The following is a 21,709-nucleotide window of genomic DNA, read 5'->3' as shown; positions in this document are numbered from 1 at the left end:
AGGTGGTTAATCTATTTTTTCGCAGGTAGCTCCATTTCTACAAGGTTCTATTTTTTTTACTTTTCCTGCAATACCTAGCATATTTCTTGTTTCTTGTAGTGATTCGCTGACCCTTTCGACATCGGCTTTGTCACAAAATGCGATTACTGTTGATCCAGCTCCACTAAGAGCAAATCCAAATGCCCCTGCATCTAATGCGGATTTTTTTAGTTCATCAAATCCGAGTATCAATGATTTTCTATATGGTTCATGAATTACATCATTCATAGTTTTAGATATGATATTTGTATCACCAGTCATAAATCCCATAATCATCAGTGTCAAATGAGACATATTATGAATGGCATCCCTTATCTCAAAAGATTTTGGGACAACACCTCTTGAACTGCTTGTTGAAATTTCATAATCTGGTATAAACAACACACACATCAATTCATCAAAAGGAGTTATGCTTTTGTATACAATTTCTCCATTATCTATTTTTGTCGAAACGATTAGATTACCTAGAAGTGCTGGAGCAACGTTGTCGGGATGTCCCTCGATTTCAGTAGCCAGTTCTAGAATAGCGTCCTTGGAAAGTGGAAAATCTATCAAGGCATTTGCCGAAAGCAATCCACCTATAATGGCTGTTGCACTTGAGCCCATTCCCCTTGCGAGAGGTACTCCATTTGTGATTTTAATATGGTATCCGCTTGGGTATTTTCCAATTTTTTCAAAAAGCTTGTTCATACAGTTTATTACCAGGTTATTTTCAATGGTTAATTTCTCTTTTTCTAAACCATCCAATTCTATGACAATTTCATCGGATAATTCACACTCAAAAACTGAGTATTGTGATAATGCCATTCCAAGCACATCATATCCTGGACCTAAATTCGCTGTTGTTGCTGGTACTGTGATTCTGTACATAAGTGTCACCTATCTTTCTATTAATTTAAGAACTTCTTCCAAAGTTCCTGGAATGGATTTAGGTTTGTTTGCAAGACTCAAACAAGTATCTGGGTCCTTTAATCCATTTCCGGTCAAGATAGCAACCACTTTCGATCCTTTCTTTATATCTCCGTTTTCTACTGATTTTATTATTCCTGCAAGTGAAGCAGATGAGGCTGGCTCTGCAAATATTCCTTCTTGTGAGGATAGAAGCTTGTATGCTTGAAGAATTTCTTCGTCTGAAACAGCCTTTATAGTTCCTCCTGATTCATCTCTTGCCTTTAAGGCTTTTTCCCAAGATGCTGGGTTTCCAATTCTAATTGCAGTAGCGACAGTTTGAGGATCGGCAAATATCCTATTTTGAACGATAGGAGAGGCTCCCTCAGCTTGATAACCTTTCATAATTGGTAGCTTTGTAGATTTGCTATTTTGCTTGTACTCTTTGAATCCTTTCCAATACGCAGTAATATTTCCTGCATTTCCGACTGGAATTGCCAAGTAGTCGGGTGCATCTCCAAGAGCATCGACAATCTCAAATGCTCCTGTTTTCTGACCCTCTAATCTAAATGGATTTAGAGAATTGACAAGTGTTATTGGGTGAGTTGTAGTAATCTCCTTTACCAGATTTAAAGCATCATCAAAGTTTCCTTGAATTGCTACTACGTTCGCACCGTATTGAAGTGCCTGTGCAAGTTTACCTAGTGCAACGTATCCATCTGGAATAAGTACGATTGAATTTAATCCATATCTTGCTCCATATGCGGCTGCAGAGGCAGAGGTATTGCCTGTGCTTGCACACATAATCGTATTTGAACCGCTTTCTAGTGCCTTTGCTATTGCCATTACCATACCACGATCCTTGAATGAGCCTGTAGGATTAAGACCTTCGTATTTAAAGTATAGGTCAATGCCTAGATCTCTACCAATGTTTTCACTTTTAATGAGAGGCGTGTTTCCCTCGTACAAAGTTACTACTGGAGTGTTTTCATTTACTGGTAAATATTCTTTATATTGATTTAAGAGTCCTTTCCATGCCATATTATAACCCACTTTCTATTCTAATAGTTCTTATCAATCTTAGTTCGCTTTCCAATTTTGATAATTTTTCTATTGTTTCATTGAATTTTTCTTCTACACAAGGCTCTGTAACTAAAACAAACTCATCTATTTGCTCGTTTGTGTTGTTTTCAATGAAGCTATATTTATTTATTTCTTCAATTTCAATATTATTATCTTCAAATAATTTCAATAATCTTGTACCCTCAATTTCACCAGATTTAAATTGCAGTCTTAAATAATAAGAAAAATCTAGTGATTCTATTGGTAGTACGCTCTTTTGTTCAAATAAGTTGTATGCGTATTCAGGTTTTGTGCCATTTAATATTCTCTTTATAATTGTTATTATGTCGTTCACAACAGCCGAACCCGTTGGTAGTGCACCGGCACCTCTACCATAAAACATCGTCTCTCCAACCATATCGCCTTCAACGTATACTGAATTCAATTCGTATTTAACTGATGACAATGGATGATCAAGCGGTAGCATTGTAGGATGGACCTTTGCTACTATTCCATCTTCTTTATTTTCTGCAACGGCTAGTAGCTTAATTCTATAGCCTAATTTTAATGCGTATTCGATATCTTTTAATGTAATATTTGTAATTCCTGATACATAAACTTGATTTGTTGTGACCAAACTATGGAAACCGATGCTTGCTAGAATCGCACATTTTCTTGCTGCATCAAGCCCCTCTAAATCAGCACTTGGATCAGCTTCTAAAAATCCTAATCGCTTTGCATCTTCAATTATTTCTTCTAGTGATAATTTTTCGACTTCCATTCTTGTAAGAATATAATTTGTGGAACCATTTACTATTCCACTTATTTTTTTGATATTATTTCCAGTTAGAGCAAATTGTAATGATTTTAATATTGGAATTCCACCAGCAACGGCGGCTTCATAAAAGAAATGACAATTATTTTTCTTAGCTAATTCTGTTAATTCTTTTCCGTAGAGGGCAACCAAATCTTTATTGGCTGAAACTACATGTTTTTTGTTATTGAGTGCAGATTCAACAATTCGTTTTGCTTCATCTATACCACCCATAACTTCAACTACAATATCTATATCTGGATCTTTAAGAATGTCGTCAGGGTTCGTGGTCAACATGGAGGTATCAACGTCAATCGTTCTTTTCTTACCTAAGTCTTTCACACATATTTTATTTGTCTGGATTTTGCAACCAAGTTCTCGCTCAATGGTATCGCCGTTGGTTGTCAAAATATCCATGGTACCGGACCCAACTGTCCCTAGTCCAAATATTCCTAATTTTAATGCTTTCAAATTGCTACCTCCTTATTTGGCATATTCTCAAGTTTTCTGAAATTCAGAAAACTTGAGTTATTTGATATTTTACCACTTTTTAAAGCTTATTACAACAAATAAATGCCATAATTTGATTATTTATTTTTCTACAATTTAATTACAGATTAGTATAATATCTATAATAATTTTCGAAATAATCTAAATATTATTTGCTATATTTGATTTTTTAGCAAATCTTCCAAGCTTTCCTTTTTTATGACAACCTTATCTTTGCCATCTCTTACAAATATAACTGCTGGTCTAGTCATTTGGTTGTAGTTTGATGCCATTGAGTAGTGGTAAGCTCCTGTGCAGCTTACAACGGCAATATCATTTATTTCAGTTTTTTGAATATATACGTCCTTTGCAATAATATCACCAGATTCACAGCACTTACCGACTATTGTTGCCAAATAGTTGGCTGAGGAATCCATTTTATTTGCTATGGCAACCTCGTATTTTGCATCATACAAGGCAGTTCTTATATGATCGCTCATACCTCCATCGATGGAAACATAGTTTCTAACATTTGGAATTTCTTTGATAGTTCCAACCTTGTATAATGTGTATCCAGCTTCACCGACAATTGATCTACCGGGTTCAATCCAAATTTCAGGGATATCAAGTGCGAATTTTTCTGATGACGATTTTAGCGATTCAGCGATTTCATTTATAGCATCTTCAATTGGATATGACACATCTTCCTCTGTATACCTAATTCCAAATCCACCTCCGATGTTTAGAACTTTCGCTGAAAAGCCTAGCTCCGATTTTAGAGTATTAAGCCAGGAAAATACCTTGTCAATTGCGTGTCTTGTTCCTTCTGTTCCAAATATTTGGGAACCTATGTGGAAATGGACACCTTGTAGAGAAATATTTTTTGTCTGTAATATTTTTTCAATTGCGATTTTAGCCTGTCCATTGTCGATGTTTAGACCAAATTTTGAATCAGTATTTCCAGTCGTAATAAATTCGTGAGTGTGAGCCTCAACACCTGGTGTAATTCTTAATAGAGCTTTTATTTTTTTATTGTTGTTTTCTGCAATTGCTTCAATCCTATCTATTTCGGAAAAGCTATCAATTACAAACAATCCTATATTTTTTTCAATAGCGTACATTATTTCCTGATCAGTTTTATTGTTTCCATGAAAATGCATATTCTCAGCAGGAAAATCTGCAGATAATGCATTATATATTTCTCCGATTGAAACGACATCTAGCCCAAGATTTTCTTCCTTTGCCAGCCTTGCCATTTCCTTGCATAAAAATGCCTTGCTTGCATATGAAATATGGTATTTTAAGCCTGTGCTTGATAGAGCATTGTGAAATCTTTTACACTGAGTTCTGATTAATTCTTCATCATAGACAAACAATGGAGTTCCATGAGTCTTTGCCAAATCTATAGAATCGCATCCGCCAATTGACAAAATGCCATTTTTTTCAATTTTTGCAGTTCCGTTTAGTTTCATTTTGTATCCTTTCAATTCATTTGATTTATATGTTGATTGACAACGCTTTGCCATTATGATATCGTTGTAGTATGTAGATATATTTTTATGCTTTTAGGAGGGATTTCTTATGAATAAGGGTAAAAAAACAGTACTAGAAATCTATATCATTGGATTAATAGCAGTAATCGTGTCAATATTATATAGATTCAATGTTCATATTTACGATAGCTTCACTCTACACGTATTTATTTTATTATCGATTGCCATTGCAGCAATATTATTTAACAATAGAATCGATAGCAATAATACATATCTCGTAAAGCATTATTCTGTATTGTCCATTCTAATAGCATTATCCATTAATATAATTTATCCATCGTTTTTTTTGGTACTAATAAGTGTAGGTCACTTATTTATTGTTAATACATGGATTTATATTAAAAAGTACATGGTGGAAAAACAAATAGACAAAAATAAAATAAGTGTATACAAAGATAAAGTAAGCATAGTATTTTTGCTATATATTATTCCAAATGCTTTTAAAAATAGATTTCATAATCCGAAACTACGTTCTGTACTTTTGTTTTTTATGTGTCTGGTGATATCATTCATTTTATATTATCACTATAAGAAAGAGCTGTACATTTCTGAATAGAAAAATGAATGTGTTTTTAAGGGAAAATCCCAAGTCATGGTATATAATCGATTTAGATATATGCCATGACTTTTATTTTGTGTTCAATGTCAAACATACTACCCTAATTTAGCATTACCTAATATACTCAACTTCAAGAGTAGAGTAGTTGAGTGGACTCATTTGCTCAGAGCATGATCCCACTCCTTTTTTTGTAAATTCATGTAATGGAAGTTCTTTGTTGTAGTAATATACAGTGTCGCCGATCTTCACTTCTGAATTTTCAATGTTTACACTTATTATTTTCTCCGATGCATCAAAGCTATCTTCCATATGCACGTATTCGTCAATTTTCACTACAGTGTGGCTCATCATAAAAGAGACTAATTTGTATTTTTTATCGTTAATTATTACATCATGACCTATACCACGCTTTCTAAGTAATCCATCTCCATATCCAAGATTCACAACTGCAACCAAAGTATCCTCTGTTGGAACGAATGATGAACAGTATCCAATGCTTTCTCCAGCAGATAGCTTAATTATTGAAATAACTTCTCCTGAAAGCTCAATGGAAGGTATGATTTTGTCATTTTCATATCTGTCATGTGGATAGTATCCGTACAACAGTATACCAGGTCTGATATGAGTGTGATTAGGTAGGATGCCATCTCTCGAAAAAGATGCACTGTTCTGAGAGTGAATATATTTGAAACTGTAGTCTTTCGTAATATTTTTTAAGAGAGCAATCCATTCATCTCTTTCTTTTTCGTAGTTTTTTTCCTCGTCAAATGTATCTGCCCATGAAAAATGAGTCCATAAGCCTTCTATTTCTATGTCTTTTGATTTTGCAAATTCAAGAATATTTCTAAGCTCTGTTTCGCTTCTACAGCCAGATCTTCTCATATGACCAGCCCATTCAATATGCCAGGAAATATCTTTCATTTTCTCATGGTTTTCTTGAATGTATTCGAATGAAGGGAGTGTAGCTGTAATACCATACTCCCTTATAAAATCGAATTCGGTATTTGGATTTACACATAGTATATGGACGTCAGAATACATATCTCTAATAGCCTTACATTCTTTAATAGAGGTTGTTGCGAAAAACCTAATTCCACCATCGTAAAAACTTTCGACAGCCTCACATAATCCAAGATTATATGCGTTGTTTTTTACCATTGCAATCACACCATTATTGTTTTCTGTGGAATTTCTTTTTATATTGTCGACGAGATATTTTGCGTTATTCTGAAGGGCCAAGAGATTTATGGTCAATTTCGCACCTTTCATATTTTATTCCTTTCCGAAGCTTTTAGCTATTTCTACAAAGTAATCGATACCAAATATTAGAGCTTCTTCACGTAACTGAAGTGTTGGTGTATGTAATCCACTTGTATATCCCAATTCGTTATTTCTGACACCGATAAAGGAGTAGTTAATCGGAGCAATTTTACCAAAAAACGAAAAGTCTTCACCTAGAAGATACGGATCTTTTCTCGTGATGTGGTTTGCTTTTGCTTTTTTCGCTGCATTGACGGATTTATCATACAAGATTTCTGAGTTTATTACGGCGGGATACCCAGCTCGTATTTCAGGCACTACTTCACATTTTGTGGATAGTGATACACCCTGACATATTTCAACAATCCTTTTTTCGATAATTTCAAAATCATCTTTATCGTATGTTCTTATTGTACCCTCTAAAAATGCATTTTCAGGAACTGAGTTCATAACCTCTCCAGCTCTCACAATTCCAGTATGTATTATATTCGTGTGCTTGCTATCCAAATCGTAAGTAGGTATTGCTTGTACTTGGCTATAAATTTGAATCGCAGCATTCAGTGCATTTATGCCTTCTTCTCTTTTTCCGACATGAGCAGACTTTCCCTTTATATTGACTGCAAATTCATTACAGCTAGCCATTATTGGTCCTATCCTAGAAATTATTGTACCTTCTTCATAGTCTGGATTAATATGAAGAGCAAAGGAACCGATTATCTCGTATTTGTCAAAATTGTAGTTTTCTATCAAAAGGTTGGCGCCGCCAAAGGACTCCTCAGATGGTTGAAAAATTGCTAGTATATTAATATCTAAGTCTTTGGATTTAGATATTTCAGATAGTTCGTTTATCGCACCCAATAGCATAGTTGCATGGGCATCATGACCACAAGCGTGCATGACTCCATCATTCTTTGATCGAAACTCTATATCATTCATTTCTTTGATAGGTAGAGCATCTATATCGGCCCTTAATACAATGTATTTTTCGCCTTTTCCATATAGCTTTACCACTGTTGCTGTATCCATCGGGGCTTCATATTCCAATCCCATTTTATCCAGCTCATTGCGTATAAATTCTGTAGTCTTGTATTCTTTAAGAGATAGCTCAGGATTTTCGTGTAGAAATCTTCTCCAATTTTTTATCTGTTCTAATTTTGTAAATTTCATTTATATCACTTTTCTTCTTAAATATATAACCTTTATTCTAAGTATTTATAACCTTATTTTTATTTAGTCCAAGCTTCTCAACGCTTCGACAATACTTATTTTTTCACTATTAACCTCATCAGTTCTCTTGATTATTTTCGCAGGAACTCCAGCAACTACACAGTTTTCTGGAACGTCCTCTGTTACAATCGCACCAGATGCGACTACTGAATTTTTCCCAACTCTAACTCCTTCAAGAACAACTGCATTTGCTCCGATAAGTACGTTATCTTCTATAACAACAGGGTTTGCATTTGCCGGTTCTATTACTCCGGCTAATACAGCTCCAGCTCCAACATGAACATTTTTTCCAGTTGTCGCACGTCCACCAAGAACAGCACCCATGTCAATCATTGTTCCTTCTCCAACTACTGCACCGATGTTTATTATTGCACCCATCATTACCACAGCATTATCTTTGATAACGGCATGCTCTCTGATAAATGCGCCTGGTTCAATTCTTGCATTGACAGCTGTTAGATCCATTAGTGGAATAGCACTATTACGTCTATCATTTTCAACGACGAAATCTACAATGATTTTTCTATTATTTTCAAGTATTTCTTCCCATGTTTTTAAGTCTGTAAAAAGAGTTTTTGAGTTTTCATCTCCAAAATCCTTTACACCTACTGGTAAAGATATGTTTTCCAAATCACCCTTAATGTATACTTTTACGGGTGTAGTTTTTGTTGATGTTGCTATATAATTAATTATTTCCTCTGAAGTAAAGTTTCTTGCCATATTATTCTCCTTATTTATTGATTATTATATTGTGTCGAAAGTATAGAATCCCGGTTTTTTATTTGAGATACTTTCTGCCGCCTTAATTGCGCCATCAGCAAACAGCTTTTTCGACTGTGCTCTATGTGTTATTTCAATAACCTCGTCAGTTCCTGCAAAAAGAACCTCATGTTCACCGACAATCGTTCCGCCCCTAACTGCGCTCATTCCTATCTCCATTTTATCTCTCTTGTGTTCGCCAGTAGATCTGTCATAGATAGGTGAGTAAGTTTTTCCTGTTGTATCTGAACTATCTTTTTTGCTTGCTGTATATGAATTTTGTATTGCTTCAAGTAGCTTCACTGCGGTACCACTCGGAGCGTCAATCTTCTTGTTGTGATGCTTTTCTATTATCTCTATATCGAACCCATCTGACAATAGAGGAGTTAAAAACTCAAGTGCTTTTGTCAATACGTGAACTCCGTAGCTCATATTGGCACTGAAAAACACAGGGCAACTCTTTGATGCTTCGTCCATCAAATCTTGTAGTCTTTCTCTGGCACCAGTCGTTGCTACAACAATAGGCGTCTTGTGAATTGAAGCACCTTCAAGAAGTGGAGCAACATTGTCTGGATGAGAAAAATCTATTATTACGTCTGCAGAATGAATATTTTCAACCTTGTTATAAACAGGATATGGTGGGTTTTCTATTTCTTGAAGTGAAAATATGCCAGCTATTTCGTGACCTTTTTCTATTGCAAGAGCTTCAACAATTCTTGACATTGTGCCATATCCACTCAAAATTATTTTCATTATTTTTTCCTCCGATTAAAGGTTATTTTCATGTTTTAAACACGAATTATATTCGGCAATTACATTATTTCTAACTTTTTCATTAGTTGGAATAAGCGGTAATCTAAAGTTTTCATCGCCATAGCCCATATATTTCAAGACAGCCTTCAATGGAGTAGGGCTTACATCCGAGAATAGAGCAGAGATGAAAGGATTTAATGCATTTTGTAGATTTCTACTATCGACTATATTTCCTTTGTTGTATTGCTTAAAGACATTTATAAAGGCTTTTGGCGTGCAGTTTGAAACGACGCTTATTACTCCGTTTCCACCATGAGTAAGAAAATCGAAGAAAGTACCATCGTCGCCACTGTAAAGAACGAAATCAGAATCTTCACCTAGTAAAGCTTTTAATTTTGAAAGGTACTTCATATCGCCAGTTGCATCCTTTAATGCCACTATATTTTTATGCTTTGCTAGTTCCACAACGGTTTCTGGTTGTATTGTCATTCCAGTACGACCAGGAACATTATATAGAATAATAGGAATATCAGCTGCATCCGCAATTGCATAGTAGTGAGCGATTAATCCTTGTTGACTTGTCTTATTATAGTATGGAGTAACAACCAAGGCAAAATCTGCACCATTTTCTTTTGCTAGAATAGTCTGTTGAATTGCAGATTTAGTGTTGTTCGCACCAGTTCCCAAAATAACAGGACAATCATACTTATCTCCTCTTAAAGCCAGAGTCATTTTCAGAAGCTCTAGTTTTTCATCTATTGTAAGAGTAGATCCTTCCCCAGTTGTTCCTGAAACAACCAATCCATTTATTCCACTTTCAAGTTGAAATTTTACTAAATTTTCATATGCTTTAAAATCTATATCACCATTTGTCAACATTGGCGTCGCAAGTGCGGTTGCAACTCCCGAAAATAACTTTGTCATAATATTCTCCTTTTCTACAAGTATATTTTCTTTTTATTTGCTTGCTTCTATCATCTCTGCAATCTGAACTGCATTGCTAGCGGCTCCCTTTCTAATGTTATCTGCCACACACCATATGTGGAATCCATTAGGTCTAGAGATATCTCTTCTTATTCTTCCTACTAGGACCTCATCAATTCCTGTTGCGTTGATAGGCATTGGATATTCATTTTCTTGAACGTTATCCACCAAAATTACACCAGGGGCATTTTTTAATACTTCTCTTATTTCTTCAACAGTAGTTTCCTTTTTGAATTCTACATCGATTTCAACTGAATGTGAATTTAATACAGGAACTCTAACGCAAGTTGCCGAAATGCCTACAGAGTCGTCTAGTGATAGAATTTTCTTAGTTTCGTTTACCATTTTCATCTCTTCTTTTGTATATCCATTTTCAAGAAATACATCAATATGTGGCAACACATTGTTGTAAATTGGATGTGGATATTTCTTTGGCTCAATTCCTTCTTGTCCATTTAAAAGATCATCTATACCACCCTTACCAGAGCCAGAAACTGCTTGATAAGTTGTGTATGTAATATGTGATAGACCAAAAGCGTCGTGAAGTGGTCTAAGAGGAACAACTGATTGAATTGTTGAGCAGTTAGGATTTGCAATAATTTTTCTCTGAAGAGTCGGTTTATTACACTCCGGCACTATCAAATCAATTTCTGGATCCATCCTCCACGCACTAGAGTTGTCTATTACGATTACACCATTTTTCTCTGCTATAGGAGCAAACTCTAGAGATGTGCTTCCTCCTGCTGAAAATAGTGCATAGTCAATATCTTTATCAAAAGAATTTTCATTTAATTCTTCTACTTCTATTTCAATATCTCTAAATTTTATTTTCTTTCCAACTGATCTGGCAGAAGCCATTAGATATAGTTTGTCAACCTTTAACTCACTCTCTGCTAATCTTTCTATCATTTTTGTTCCGACTACGCCTGTAGCACCTACTATTGCAAATATTGCCATATTTTTTCTCCTTTCAAAGCTGATTGATTTTTATATATTAAACTCTAAACACAGAAGTCTGATTGCTTCTTTTCCATCGTCTTTTTTTAGTGCAAATGATATTGATATTTCTGAAGTTGTCACCTGTAAAAATTCTATACCATTTTTACAAAGAGTTCTAAATGCTCTTGCAGCCACACCACTTACATCTCTCATACCTGATCCAACTATAGATACCTTGCAACAGCTTGAATCGATGGAACAGTCTATATTTGGATAGCTAGTAGATAGATTTTCCAGCGATCTATTTAAGAAATTTCTATCTGTATCCTTGCAAGTGAATGAAATATTGATAATATTATTTGAAATTACTTGGCTAATCATATCTATATTTACTCCAAACTCATCAAGCTTGTCAAATAAATCCTTTACAAACATTGTCGAACAGTCTTTACAAGACAGGGTAACGTGTAAAATATCCTTATCCAAAGCCGCTCCTGTAACTATTTTCTTTTCTAATAAATTTGAACTTTCCATTATCCATGTCCCCTTTTCTTCTGATAGTGTTTTTCCCAAATATAGTGGTACGTTGTAATTTTTCGCAATTTCAACGCATCTAGTTTCTAAGACGCCTGCGCCCAGAGCAGACAACTCCAACATTTCTTCATAGCTTACCTGTTCAAGCTTCTTTGCATTCGGAAAAATTCTAGGATCTGTGCTAAAAACTCCGGTAACATCGGTGTATATCTCACATGGTGCGTTTAATGATGCCGCCAATGCAACGGCACTCGTATCAGAACCGCCACGACCAAGAGTTGTTATTTCTAAATTTTCATTGTACCCTTGAAATCCTGCTACTACAAGAACATCAAATTCGTTTAATTCATTTTTCAAAAATATTGAATCTATATCGGCAATTTTACTTTTTGTATGCTGACCAAATGTCTTTATTCCAGCCTGTAAACCTGTTAAAGATCTGGATTTAACACCAATGTCGTTTAAGGTGATTGCCATTAGTGAAATGGTGGTCTGTTCACCTATTGCTAGAAGAGTATCTAGCTCTCTGACATCGGGATTTGAGGTTATTTGATTTACTTGATTTAGCAGTGAATCAGTGGTTTTTCCCATTGCTGAAACGACAACTATAAGCTTTTCTCCTTTTTCAACCCTATCCTTTAGACTGGTCGAAATTGACTTGATTTTTTCGATAGTGCTCACTGATGATCCACCGAATTTTAGTACCGTTGTTTTATTCATGATTACCTCCAAACAAAATTTATACTGAAAAAGGACAAGTGTAGCAGCTCACTACATTTGTCCTTTGATTTAGCGTGTATATTTTTATCGACAATTATGACAATGTATCTGGCTAGCACTCCATTATGTTAAAAAAGACAAATGTGGTTAACCAAACATTCGTCTAATAAATCCTATAGGGCTGATACAATTATAGTCAAAATGTGGTTAGCACTCCATTATCTTATGATAATGACAAAACACTTGCTGTTAACAAGTATTCCAACGATATCAGTCGAGCAATACCAATATCATTTCGGCAAAATCCCCTTTCGAATCAAACTGATTGCTCTCATTGTTTGAAACTACTGATGTCATTTGCGCCTCTATCCAATCGTATTTAGTTATATTAATAGGTAGATATTATCTATCTATCGGTTAGTTATTCATTATAAAGTATATTTTGAGTTTTGTAAATACGAAATGTAAATAAAAAAATAAATTTTCTAAAATAGAGTCTGAGCCTAGGGATGTTTATATGAAAATAATACTGATCAAAGAATACATTCCATTGAAAAAACTGATAATTCGTATATTACACTATAGATAATAACAATTAGACTAGAACACTTTAGTGTGATAATATTAACGTGAAAAGAAGTTTAGTAAATATTTTGATATTTTATTGAAAACGTTGTTTTAATTGTTTTCATATTTTATATAGTGACATTGAACGATGTTGAAAAGGGAATACGGTTTGAATCCGGAACAGCTCACTCTACTGTGTTACAGACGAAGATTTCAAATGCCACCTGTGTTCGGGGAAGGCGAAATCAGAGGTTGAAGTTAAGTCAGGAGACCTGCTATATAATAACTGTCATGATCTTTTGGTGGGAAAAGGATGATACGAAAATATAAGGCTATGTTATATATTTTTAATATTTGTTATTGGATAAATGACTGATTTGAGAATAATTATGACTTTATATTTTTGAGTCGCTTTTTTTCACTTTTTTATTATTACTAACTATTTATTACTAATTAGGAGGATATGGTTATGCATAAAGGGGATCAAATGACACCTATTGAAAGATTGGGATGCTTTTTAAATGGTCAAGAAATGGACAGAATTTTGGCAATGCCACTAATATGCTCGATGTCTGGAAAATGTGCAGGTATGACTCACAGGCAGAAAAGAGCTACTGCGGAAAGCGAGGCGCAATGTCAAATAGAAGCCTATAGAAAATTTGGAAACGACCTTTTGATTGCAGAATATGGTTTACACACAGTTGGAAAAGCACTTGGTAGCAAGATGAGTGATCCAGAGGATGCTGTTCCGGCAATAATCGATCATGTATTAAAGGATTTGTCTGATATAGATTCACTTGATTTTAATAAGGCAAAGCTTGAAAATAGTGAAGATTTCAGAAAACATCTTGATTGTGCAAAAATATTGGTAGATAAAATGGGACAAGAAGTTCCAACAGGAACCTTGATTTCAGGTCCATTTACTGCCGCAGCAAGTATTTATCCTGTTGAAAAGCTGCTTAAGGGTACTATAAAAAGACCTGATGATATTCATAAATTGATGAGGCTTTGTACAGATGTACTTAAAGAGATACATAACGAATTTATCTCTGTTGGATCAATGATATTATTTTGTGAGCCTATTGCATCGGGATCTATTATATCTGCTAAAACATATAAGGAGTTTGTCCTTCCATACACTGTAGAATTAATGGATAATATTCATGCACATAATGGTATAGTTTGTTACCATATTTGCGGAGATACTAAAAAAATTATTTCTGAGATGATATTAACCAAGCCTGATATGATAAGTATTGACAATAGAGTTCCAATAGGCTATGCAAAAGAATTGATTGAACCATATATGCCGCTAGTAGGAAATGTAGATCCAGTGGGAACTATGATACTTGGAACACCAGAGGATGTTGATAATTCGGTAAAAAAATGTATTCAGGAAGCATATGATAGTAAAAATGGATATATTTTGTGCACAGGCTGCGACTTAAATGGGAATATTCCATTAGAAAACCTGGAGGCATTTATGGATGCTGCGAGAAAATATGGAAAATATCCATTAAATTCGAGCAATTGGGAATAGTGATTTTTGACGCATTATTTGCAGTTGAGATTTAGCTGTTAAAGGCTGATTTTTGATTGAGTGTGACGAAAAAACTAATAATAATCTTTATTGTTTTTAACTATAAGAAATTGTTTTTTAATTAAATGGAGGAAATTATTATGACAAGATCAAAAGAAGAATTATTGAAATTATTATCAGATTGTGTTTTGGAAATGGAAGATGAAGATGTTGTCGATATTTCAAATGAATATATAGAAGCTGGATATCCTGCATTAGAGGGAATTATGGATGGTTTGGTAGACGGTATGAACAAGGCTGGAGTACTATATGATGAAGAAGAGTATTTTGTTACAGATTTACTTCTTTGCTCAGATGCGATGTACGCAGGGCTGGAAATATTGAAGCCACATATTCCTTCACAAGATAATGAAGGAGATAAGATAAAGGTAGTGATAGGAGTTGTTGAAGGAGATACTCACGATATAGGAAAAAACCTTGTAAAAATAATGCTTGATACTGCTGGATTTGAAATGTATGATTTGGGAAGAGATGTGCCATTGGATAGCTTCGTTGAAAAAGCTATTGAAGTCGATGCAAAAATTATTTGTATGTCGACATTGATGACGACAACTATGGATGGAATGAGTACTGTCATTCAAAAGCTTAAAGATAGAGGAATTAGAGATGATATAAAAATCATGATAGGAGGAAGTCCTATTTCACAGAAATTTGCAGATGAAATAGGTGCAGATGGATATTCATCAAATGCTGTGGAAGCTGTAAAGCTTGCCAAGAGGCTTGTGGGGATAGCTTAGAGCTTCGGGGAGATTTTTATGACTACAGACAAGGAAAGATTGTTAAAAATACTAAATAAAGAAAAAACGGATAGGGTCGCCTGTATTTGTCCTGGAGGAATGATGAATATGATAACTACAGATTTGATGGACATATCTGGAATATCATGGCCTGAGGCTCATCTTGATCCAGTGATGATGGCAAATTTAGCTTTGGCTAGCTATGAAAATGGATGCTTCGAAAATATTGGCGTTCCATTTTGCATGACCATAGAAGCTGAAGAAATGGGGGCAGAGGTTACAATGGGATCGAAGGTTTTTGAACCTCACGTAACTGGTTATGCATATGATTCCGTATCCGAATGGAGAAAATTAAAACCAATAGACTTGAGTAATGGAAGAGCAAGGGTAGTTTTGGATGCGATAAAAATTCTAAAATCAAAAAACTTGGACGCTCCTATTGTTGGAAATATCACAGGTCCAATAAGTACTGCCAGCTCTGTGATAGAACCAGTAAGTTTTTACAAGAGTCTTAGAAAAGATAACAAGACAGTGCATGAATATATGGAATTTGTAACAGATGAAATAATAAAATTTGCAAATGCTCAGATTGATGCCGGTGCCGATGTTATTGCTATTTCTGATCCGAGTGGAACAGGTGAAATATTGGGTCCAAAGTTTTTTGATGAATTTGTGGTAAGGTATATCAATAGGATTTTGGATGGTATTAAGGACAGAAATGTAGGCACGATTGTCCATATTTGTGGTCAGATGAAAAATGTCTATAATGAAGTTGGTAAGATTACAAGTGATGCGCTGAGCTTTGATTCCATAGTTTCCATCAAGGAATCTAGAAAACATTTGGGTGATAGAGTTTTGATGGGCAATGTAAGTACATATGCTCTTGAATTTGCAACTGAAGAAAAGGTTCAGGCTTTGACTAGGGCGTGCATTAGGAGCGGTTCAAATATTATTTCGCCTGCCTGTGGGCTTGGAACGAGATCACCTATAGCGAATATACAATCGCTAATTAAAGCGATTATGCAAGAAGATTATCAAGAGGAGAGCTAGATAATGCCTAGTATCGAAGTAAAAAATGTAAAAGAAAAAATTGAATACCGTCCTAATGAAAATTTATTGGATATTCTGCTAGAATCGGGTCACTTTGTGGATAACCCATGTAATGGTAAAGGCACTTGCGGAAAGTGTAAGGTAAAAATTATCGATGGTGCTGTAGAATCACCGTCCGTTACTGAAAGGAAACTTTTGAGTGAAGGTGAGCTTGAAAGTGGAGTAAGGCTTTCATGCATGGTTAAACCAAGTGGAAATTTGAAAGTTGAACTTTTGCAAAAGGAAAGAGAGCATAAGGTTTTGACGGCAGGATACAAACCAAGGTTTGATTTCAATACCAATATAAAAAAGGTATTAGTTCAAATAGAGAAGCCGAGCTTGCAAAATCAGACTCCATTTGAAGAACAATTAAAAAAAGCTACTGGGTTAAAATCTATACAGTTTGATAATCTACAATCAATTGAGTATGATGACGGGGTTTATACTGTTGTTCTGTATGATGAGAAAGTAATTGGAGTTGAAGTGGGAGATACTACGGAAAGCTTGTACGGTTTAGCTGTAGATATTGGTACTACAACTGTTGTGTGCGAGCTTGTAGATATGAATACCGGAAAAGAGCTTTCTAACTCTTCAATGATAAATGCTCAAAAACATTTTGGGCTTGATGTTTTGACTAGAATTACTTATGAGATAGAAAATAAAGCCGATGGAAAAGAAAAGTTACAAGAGGCAATTGTGAAGTCTATTAATGATATGATTGAAGATATTTGCAATAAAGAGGGGATTTCTAGAAAATCTATATATGAGATGGTTGTAAGTGCAAACTGCACGATGATGCATATGCTTTTAGGCGTGAGTGCAAAAACTATTGGAAAATCTCCATATGCACCTATTTTCACTTCTTCAAAAAATATTCCAGCTAATGATATTGGAATAGATATTTCTAGATTTGGGAGACTTCATTGCCTACCTTCAGTGTCTGCTTATATTGGCGCAGATATAGTTTCAGGTGCATATGTGTGTAATTTGGAAAATAGAAAAGGTAATATTTTATTTATAGATATTGGAACAAATGGAGAAATCGTACTATCGAAATCTGGACGACTGCTGTGTTGTTCGTGTGCTGCTGGTCCAGCACTGGAAGGAATGAATATCAGTTCTGGAATGAGGGCTGCTGATGGAGCAATAGAAGATATTGAAATTGATGAACAGGGAAATATTTCGTTAAAGGTTATTGGAGATAAGGAGCCAATTGGAATCTGCGGAAGTGGTATTCTTGCTGCCGTCAGAGAGCTTGTTAAGTCTAAGATTATAAAAAAAGATGGAGCCTTTATTAAGCTAGAAAAATTGGAAGAAGATGACTTTAGAAACAAACTGATACAGATGAATGGAAAAAAGAGAGAGTTTATAGTTTACTCAAATGGAAAATCAGACGAGAAAATACTCATTACCCAAGGAGATGTCAGACAAGTTCAATTGGCAAAGGGGGCAATTTTGTCTGGATTTTTGGCACTGCTGGAAAAAGCTGAAATAACAATGGATGAATTGGATAAAGTAGTAATAGCTGGTCAATTTGGGGCACATTTGCCAGCAGATAGTTTGACTGGAACTGGAATACTGCCCGATGATATCAGTGACAAGCTTGAATATGTCGGTAATTCATCCAAGGTCGGTGCATATATGGCGCTTATGTCAAAAGATGTTAAAGAAAATATGGAAAAATTATCCATAAATATGGATTATATGGAATTAGGTGCAGTTAAAGGTTACGAAAGATTATTTTCTGATTGCCTGATATTCCCAAAAGTTTGATAAAAAGATACTACTATATAAATTTTCATTTTTTTCATAGCAATTTGCTGCTTGCGTATAAGAGAATATTGAAAATTTATTAGAAATTGTGGATTGATTTTAGAAAGGTAGTGGTTTTATGGCAAAGATTGTCGACTTCAAATGTACTTTTCAAAATTCTGTTGGTATAAATGAGAATGTGACAAAAAGCTTGGATTTGAAGTTTCCTGATGCCTATATGAAAAGAGAATCAATGGTTGAGATTGCTAAAGCAATAAAAGAATATGATGAGGCGACGTTTTGTGAATTACCATTTTGTCATACTGTAGAAGCAGAGGCAATGGGTGGAATTGTAAACTATGGTGATGAAAAGGCAGGACCTAGAGCCAAAGAGTATATTTGTACAAAGCCAGAGGAAATTTTGGGCTTAAAGGAAATAGACTTTAATTCTGGTAGAATTTTTGAGGTACTTGAGGCTTGTAAAATACTTAGGGAGCAAGGTGAAGACGTTGTACTTGAGGTTGCAGGTCCATTTACAATAATGAATGTATTAATTGATCCTGTTTATGTATTTAAAGCAATGAGAAAAAAACCAGATTTGATGAAAGAGGTTTTTTGGAAACTAGGTAATGAGGTTCTAAAAATTATAGAGGAGGCAGTGAATAGAGGTGTAACCATGATAAGCTATGCTGATTCCTCAGGTGGAGTGAACATTTTGGGACCAAAGATGGCTGAACAGGTTGTAGAATTATTTACATATGAATACCTAAAGAAAATGCAGGAGATAACTGGAGATAGAGCATTGATATTACTATGTCCAAAGACGACGCTTTCACTTATTGGAACCGAAAAAGCAGAATTTGTTGATATTGAGTTACCGTCGTCTATGAGATACGGAGAAGTATGCTCGTATTTGGTTGGAAAAGAAAAATTTGTTGGTCAAATGTGTATAAAAAATATTAAATATGAATTGAAGAATGGCATCTGCAAGGCTGTTCATCTCAAATAGTGACTTAAAAAAGGGATGACTCATAAGAGTCCCAAATAAAAAGGTATACCCACATTATCCACGAATGATGTGAACCCAAAAAGTTAGACTTTATTAGCGAGACAGCTAGGCTGCCTCGCTATTTTTTTTTAAAAGTATCGTTTTTATATAAAAGAAAGGTTTTTCATTTATTAAGTGGGACAAATATTATATAATATATGGTAGATAGTATAAGATATTAAATATTATATTTCGAAGGAGGAACTTATGAAACTTGGAGTAGTTGGTTTTTACGGAAAATTGGGAAAGGCTAATTATGATTCAATAATGTCTAATCCAGATACTAGTTTGGCTTTTGGTGTTTCTAGATCTGCATCCGTAGACGGAGATGAGCATCAAGGGTTTAAAGTATACAAAAATATATTGAGCGTATCGGAAGAATGTGATGGGGTAATTGATTTTTCAAATAGAGAAAATATATATGATGTCGTTAAATTTTGTTTGGATAGGAGTATTCCATTGGTTATAGGGACTACTGGGCTTACTGAATCTGATGAGAAACATATTGAAGATGCTTCGAAAAAGATACCGATATTGCTATCTCATAATACTGGATTCGGAGTAAATGTGCTTTTAGATATAGTGAAAAATGCTTGTGATTTGTTGAAAGGATTTGATATAGAGATAGTTGAAAAGCACCACAACAGGAAGGAGGACGCTCCAAGCGGAACTTCAAAGATGATTTTTAATAGTATGAAATCTGCCAATCCAGATTTATTTACAACATTTGGAAGAAGCGGTCCAAACTCAAAGAGACAACAAAATGAGGTCGGCTTTCATTCTGTCAGAGGTGGAACAATAATTAGTGATCATGATGTTATTTTTGCAGGCAACGATGAAGTGATTACTATTAGCCATCATGCAGAATCAGATAGATCCTTTGCAAATGGTGCTGTTAGAGCAATATTATATCTAAAGGATAAGGAAAACGGACTTTTTGATATGAAAGATGTATTGCTAGATATCCATTAGAATAATCAAAGAATACTCAAAGAGATTATAGAGTATATTCATAAAAAAATATTTAATAAAAAAAATCGAAAAATGTAGGTGGGAGGACAAATGAATTTAATTTCAAGAGAAATACAAACGAGGCTGTTTGATTTACAGGATTTAGGTTATAGAGATTTTAATGCAAAGCTTATACCGAATATTGATAAAGAGAAAATAATCGGGGTGCGTAGTCCGGAGTTAAAGAAGCTCGCAAAAGAATTTTCAAAGAGAGAAGACATAGATGAATTTTTACAGGACTTACCACATCAATACTATGAGGAAAATAATCTACATTGCTTTATTCTCAGTACAGTAAAGGATTTTGACTATCTAATAAAAATGACTGAAGAAATTCTTCCATATATTGATAATTGGGCGACTTGCGATAGTTTTTCACCACCTATATTTAAAAAATATCCAAGAGAAGTATATAAAAAAATAAAAGAGTGGATTAAAAGTGATAAAACATATACCAAGAGATATGGTATAGTTAGATTGATGAACAATTATCTTGATGATGAGTTTTTACCAGAAATGTTGGAGTTGGTCTCTTCAATAAAGTCAGATGAATATTATATCAATATGGCAATTGCTTGGTACTTTAGTTTTGCCTTGATTAAACAGTATGACCATACTATTGGGCTGATAGAGGGTAAAACTATGGATAAATTTGTACACAATAAATCTATTCAAAAAGCCGTAGAAAGTAGAAGGATCGACGACGATACGAAGGAATATTTAAAGACATTGAAAAAATAGTGTATTATTTTAGAAAAGGGTGATAGGGATGATAGAAAAATATTTAGATAAGGAATCAGTGATACCTGAATCTTGTTTTATACATGAACTAGCAACGATTGCGGGTGGAGTTAAGTTCGGAGAAAGGTGTAGTGTATGGCCGAATGCATCACTAAGAGGAGATAGCTGTAATATCACTTTTGGCGACAACTGTAATGTTCAGGATAGTGTTGTAGTGCATGGATATGATGAAGTCGTTTTCGGTGACTATGTATCACTAGGTCATGGATGCATAATACATGGAGCAAATATTGATGATAATGTGATTATTGGTATGGGTGCAATAGTTTTGGATGGTGCCAAAATAGGAAAAAATTGTATAGTCGGTGCTGGATCTTTGGTGACAAGCAACAAGGTTTTTGGAGATGGATTATTGATAGTTGGTTCACCAGCAAAAGCTGTTAGAAAGCTGACAGAAGATGAGATCAGGGGAATTATCGAAAATGCTGAAGAATACATGGTATTTCTTGAAAACTACAAAATTGAGAGTATGAAAAAAGCTTGTAAATAAATATAATTTTAAATTTTTTAGACATAATTATCCA

Annotated in this window: 20 protein-coding genes and 2 riboswitches; of the genes, 9 read left to right on the top strand and 11 right to left on the bottom strand. The window is 34.6% G+C overall.

The genetic code is table 11. The features are described from left to right. Positions 1 to 6: 6 nt before the first annotated feature. From thrB to lysA, 4 genes are all read right to left on the bottom strand, one after another. Entirely contained in the window at positions 7 to 909 is a 903-nt protein-coding gene (gene thrB, locus FYJ71_RS06580) for a homoserine kinase (protein ID WP_154538003.1), read from the bottom strand. Positions 910 to 918: 9 nt separating this feature from the next. Next, positions 919 to 1,968, bottom strand: a complete 1,050-nt coding sequence (thrC, locus tag FYJ71_RS06575; protein ID WP_154538002.1) for a threonine synthase — start codon at positions 1,966 to 1,968, stop codon at positions 919 to 921. 1 nt (position 1,969) lies between these two features. Continuing rightward, positions 1,970 to 3,274 (bottom strand): homoserine dehydrogenase, encoded by a 1,305-nt coding sequence (locus FYJ71_RS06570; protein ID WP_154538001.1) that lies wholly within the window; start codon positions 3,272 to 3,274, stop codon positions 1,970 to 1,972. Between the two features lie 194 nt (positions 3,275 to 3,468). Beyond that, positions 3,469 to 4,818, bottom strand: coding sequence for a diaminopimelate decarboxylase (gene lysA, locus FYJ71_RS06565; protein ID WP_235899095.1), 1,350 nt, complete (start codon positions 4,816 to 4,818; stop codon positions 3,469 to 3,471). Positions 4,819 to 4,873: 55 nt separating this feature from the next. Between lysA and FYJ71_RS06560 the strand changes: the two genes are divergently transcribed. Then, on the top strand, positions 4,874 to 5,401 hold the full coding sequence (locus FYJ71_RS06560) for a hypothetical protein (RefSeq protein ID WP_154538000.1): 528 nt from the start codon (positions 4,874 to 4,876) through the stop codon (positions 5,399 to 5,401). Positions 5,402 to 5,515: 114 nt separating this feature from the next. Here FYJ71_RS06560 and FYJ71_RS06555 read toward each other — a convergent pair whose 3' ends face one another. From FYJ71_RS06555 to FYJ71_RS06525, 7 genes are all read right to left on the bottom strand, one after another. Further along, positions 5,516 to 6,673, bottom strand: a complete 1,158-nt coding sequence (locus FYJ71_RS06555) for an alanine racemase (protein ID WP_154537999.1) — start codon at positions 6,671 to 6,673, stop codon at positions 5,516 to 5,518. A 3-nt stretch (positions 6,674 to 6,676) separates the two neighbouring features. Then, entirely contained in the window at positions 6,677 to 7,831 is a 1,155-nt protein-coding gene (locus FYJ71_RS06550) for a M20 metallopeptidase family protein (protein WP_154537998.1), read from the bottom strand. A gap of 63 nt (positions 7,832 to 7,894) precedes the next feature. Further along, the gene (gene dapD / locus FYJ71_RS06545; RefSeq protein WP_154537997.1) at positions 7,895 to 8,611 is read right to left on the bottom strand and encodes a 2,3,4,5-tetrahydropyridine-2,6-dicarboxylate N-acetyltransferase; all 717 of its coding nucleotides are present in this window, start codon (positions 8,609 to 8,611) and stop codon (positions 7,895 to 7,897) included. 24 nt (positions 8,612 to 8,635) lie between these two features. After that, positions 8,636 to 9,403, bottom strand: coding sequence for a 4-hydroxy-tetrahydrodipicolinate reductase (gene dapB / locus FYJ71_RS06540; RefSeq protein WP_154537996.1), 768 nt, complete (start codon positions 9,401 to 9,403; stop codon positions 8,636 to 8,638). Between the two features lie 15 nt (positions 9,404 to 9,418). Continuing rightward, a complete protein-coding gene (gene dapA, locus FYJ71_RS06535) occupies positions 9,419 to 10,327 on the bottom strand; it encodes a 4-hydroxy-tetrahydrodipicolinate synthase (RefSeq protein WP_154537995.1) in 909 nt (302 codons plus the stop codon). Between the two features lie 33 nt (positions 10,328 to 10,360). Further along, positions 10,361 to 11,344 (bottom strand): aspartate-semialdehyde dehydrogenase, encoded by a 984-nt coding sequence (locus tag FYJ71_RS06530; RefSeq protein WP_154537994.1) that lies wholly within the window; start codon positions 11,342 to 11,344, stop codon positions 10,361 to 10,363. A 30-nt stretch (positions 11,345 to 11,374) separates the two neighbouring features. Continuing rightward, positions 11,375 to 12,580 (bottom strand): aspartate kinase, encoded by a 1,206-nt coding sequence (locus FYJ71_RS06525; RefSeq protein WP_154537993.1) that lies wholly within the window; start codon positions 12,578 to 12,580, stop codon positions 11,375 to 11,377. 200 nt (positions 12,581 to 12,780) lie between these two features. Continuing rightward, a riboswitch (Lysine riboswitch) is annotated at positions 12,781 to 12,956 on the bottom strand. A gap of 307 nt (positions 12,957 to 13,263) precedes the next feature. Further along, positions 13,264 to 13,441: riboswitch (cobalamin riboswitch) on the top strand. A 175-nt stretch (positions 13,442 to 13,616) separates the two neighbouring features. Here FYJ71_RS06525 and FYJ71_RS06520 point away from each other — a divergent pair. The 8 genes from FYJ71_RS06520 to FYJ71_RS06485 all read left to right on the top strand — a co-directional run bounded on the left by FYJ71_RS06520 (position 13,617) and on the right by FYJ71_RS06485 (position 21,675). Next, positions 13,617 to 14,687 carry a uroporphyrinogen decarboxylase family protein gene (locus tag FYJ71_RS06520; RefSeq protein WP_154537992.1) on the top strand — a complete coding sequence of 357 codons (1,071 nt, stop codon included), beginning with the start codon at positions 13,617 to 13,619 and terminating at the stop codon, positions 14,685 to 14,687. A gap of 140 nt (positions 14,688 to 14,827) precedes the next feature. After that, positions 14,828 to 15,484, top strand: coding sequence for a corrinoid protein (locus tag FYJ71_RS06515; protein ID WP_154537991.1), 657 nt, complete (start codon positions 14,828 to 14,830; stop codon positions 15,482 to 15,484). Between the two features lie 18 nt (positions 15,485 to 15,502). Beyond that, entirely contained in the window at positions 15,503 to 16,534 is a 1,032-nt protein-coding gene (locus FYJ71_RS06510; protein WP_154537990.1) for a methylcobamide:CoM methyltransferase MtbA, read from the top strand. Between the two features lie 3 nt (positions 16,535 to 16,537). After that, a complete protein-coding gene (locus FYJ71_RS06505) occupies positions 16,538 to 18,346 on the top strand; it encodes an ASKHA domain-containing protein (RefSeq protein ID WP_154537989.1) in 1,809 nt (602 codons plus the stop codon). 118 nt (positions 18,347 to 18,464) lie between these two features. Further along, the gene (locus FYJ71_RS06500) at positions 18,465 to 19,334 is read left to right on the top strand and encodes a uroporphyrinogen decarboxylase family protein (protein ID WP_154537988.1); all 870 of its coding nucleotides are present in this window, start codon (positions 18,465 to 18,467) and stop codon (positions 19,332 to 19,334) included. A gap of 246 nt (positions 19,335 to 19,580) precedes the next feature. Next, complete coding sequence (dapB, locus tag FYJ71_RS06495) at positions 19,581 to 20,345, top strand: 4-hydroxy-tetrahydrodipicolinate reductase (RefSeq protein ID WP_154537987.1); 765 nt, start codon at positions 19,581 to 19,583, stop codon at positions 20,343 to 20,345. 90 nt (positions 20,346 to 20,435) lie between these two features. Continuing rightward, positions 20,436 to 21,125, top strand: coding sequence for a DNA alkylation repair protein (locus FYJ71_RS06490; RefSeq protein WP_154537986.1), 690 nt, complete (start codon positions 20,436 to 20,438; stop codon positions 21,123 to 21,125). A gap of 28 nt (positions 21,126 to 21,153) precedes the next feature. Continuing rightward, entirely contained in the window at positions 21,154 to 21,675 is a 522-nt protein-coding gene (locus tag FYJ71_RS06485; protein WP_154537985.1) for a gamma carbonic anhydrase family protein, read from the top strand. Positions 21,676 to 21,709 lie beyond the last annotated feature (34 nt).

The sequence above is a fragment of the Peptostreptococcus porci genome (genome assembly GCF_009695815.1).
Lineage (GTDB): Bacteria > Bacillota > Clostridia > Peptostreptococcales > Peptostreptococcaceae > Peptostreptococcus > Peptostreptococcus porci.
This window is presented reverse-complemented; position numbering and strand designations above follow the sequence as displayed.

What these genes read in the sequence shown, in the direction of transcription:
- thrB (WP_154538003.1), bottom strand. Translation starts at nt 909, where the DNA reads ATGTACAGAATCACAGTACCAGCAACAACAGCGAATTTAGGTCCAGGA.
- thrC (WP_154538002.1), bottom strand. Translation starts at nt 1,968, where the DNA reads ATGGCATGGAAAGGACTCTTAAATCAATATAAAGAATATTTACCAGTA.
- lysA (WP_235899095.1), bottom strand. Translation starts at nt 4,818, where the DNA reads ATGGCAAAGCGTTGTCAATCAACATATAAATCAAATGAATTGAAAGGA.
- FYJ71_RS06560 (WP_154538000.1), top strand. Translation starts at nt 4,874, where the DNA reads ATGAATAAGGGTAAAAAAACAGTACTAGAAATCTATATCATTGGATTA.
- FYJ71_RS06555 (WP_154537999.1), bottom strand. Translation starts at nt 6,673, where the DNA reads ATGAAAGGTGCGAAATTGACCATAAATCTCTTGGCCCTTCAGAATAAC.
- FYJ71_RS06550 (WP_154537998.1), bottom strand. Translation starts at nt 7,831, where the DNA reads ATGAAATTTACAAAATTAGAACAGATAAAAAATTGGAGAAGATTTCTA.
- dapD (WP_154537997.1), bottom strand. Translation starts at nt 8,611, where the DNA reads ATGGCAAGAAACTTTACTTCAGAGGAAATAATTAATTATATAGCAACA.
- dapB (WP_154537996.1), bottom strand. Translation starts at nt 9,403, where the DNA reads ATGAAAATAATTTTGAGTGGATATGGCACAATGTCAAGAATTGTTGAA.
- dapA (WP_154537995.1), bottom strand. Translation starts at nt 10,327, where the DNA reads ATGACAAAGTTATTTTCGGGAGTTGCAACCGCACTTGCGACGCCAATG.
- FYJ71_RS06530 (WP_154537994.1), bottom strand. Translation starts at nt 11,344, where the DNA reads ATGGCAATATTTGCAATAGTAGGTGCTACAGGCGTAGTCGGAACAAAA.
- FYJ71_RS06525 (WP_154537993.1), bottom strand. Translation starts at nt 12,580, where the DNA reads ATGAATAAAACAACGGTACTAAAATTCGGTGGATCATCAGTGAGCACT.
- FYJ71_RS06520 (WP_154537992.1), top strand. Translation starts at nt 13,617, where the DNA reads ATGCATAAAGGGGATCAAATGACACCTATTGAAAGATTGGGATGCTTT.
- FYJ71_RS06515 (WP_154537991.1), top strand. Translation starts at nt 14,828, where the DNA reads ATGACAAGATCAAAAGAAGAATTATTGAAATTATTATCAGATTGTGTT.
- FYJ71_RS06510 (WP_154537990.1), top strand. Translation starts at nt 15,503, where the DNA reads ATGACTACAGACAAGGAAAGATTGTTAAAAATACTAAATAAAGAAAAA.
- FYJ71_RS06505 (WP_154537989.1), top strand. Translation starts at nt 16,538, where the DNA reads ATGCCTAGTATCGAAGTAAAAAATGTAAAAGAAAAAATTGAATACCGT.
- FYJ71_RS06500 (WP_154537988.1), top strand. Translation starts at nt 18,465, where the DNA reads ATGGCAAAGATTGTCGACTTCAAATGTACTTTTCAAAATTCTGTTGGT.
- dapB (WP_154537987.1), top strand. Translation starts at nt 19,581, where the DNA reads ATGAAACTTGGAGTAGTTGGTTTTTACGGAAAATTGGGAAAGGCTAAT.
- FYJ71_RS06490 (WP_154537986.1), top strand. Translation starts at nt 20,436, where the DNA reads ATGAATTTAATTTCAAGAGAAATACAAACGAGGCTGTTTGATTTACAG.
- FYJ71_RS06485 (WP_154537985.1), top strand. Translation starts at nt 21,154, where the DNA reads ATGATAGAAAAATATTTAGATAAGGAATCAGTGATACCTGAATCTTGT.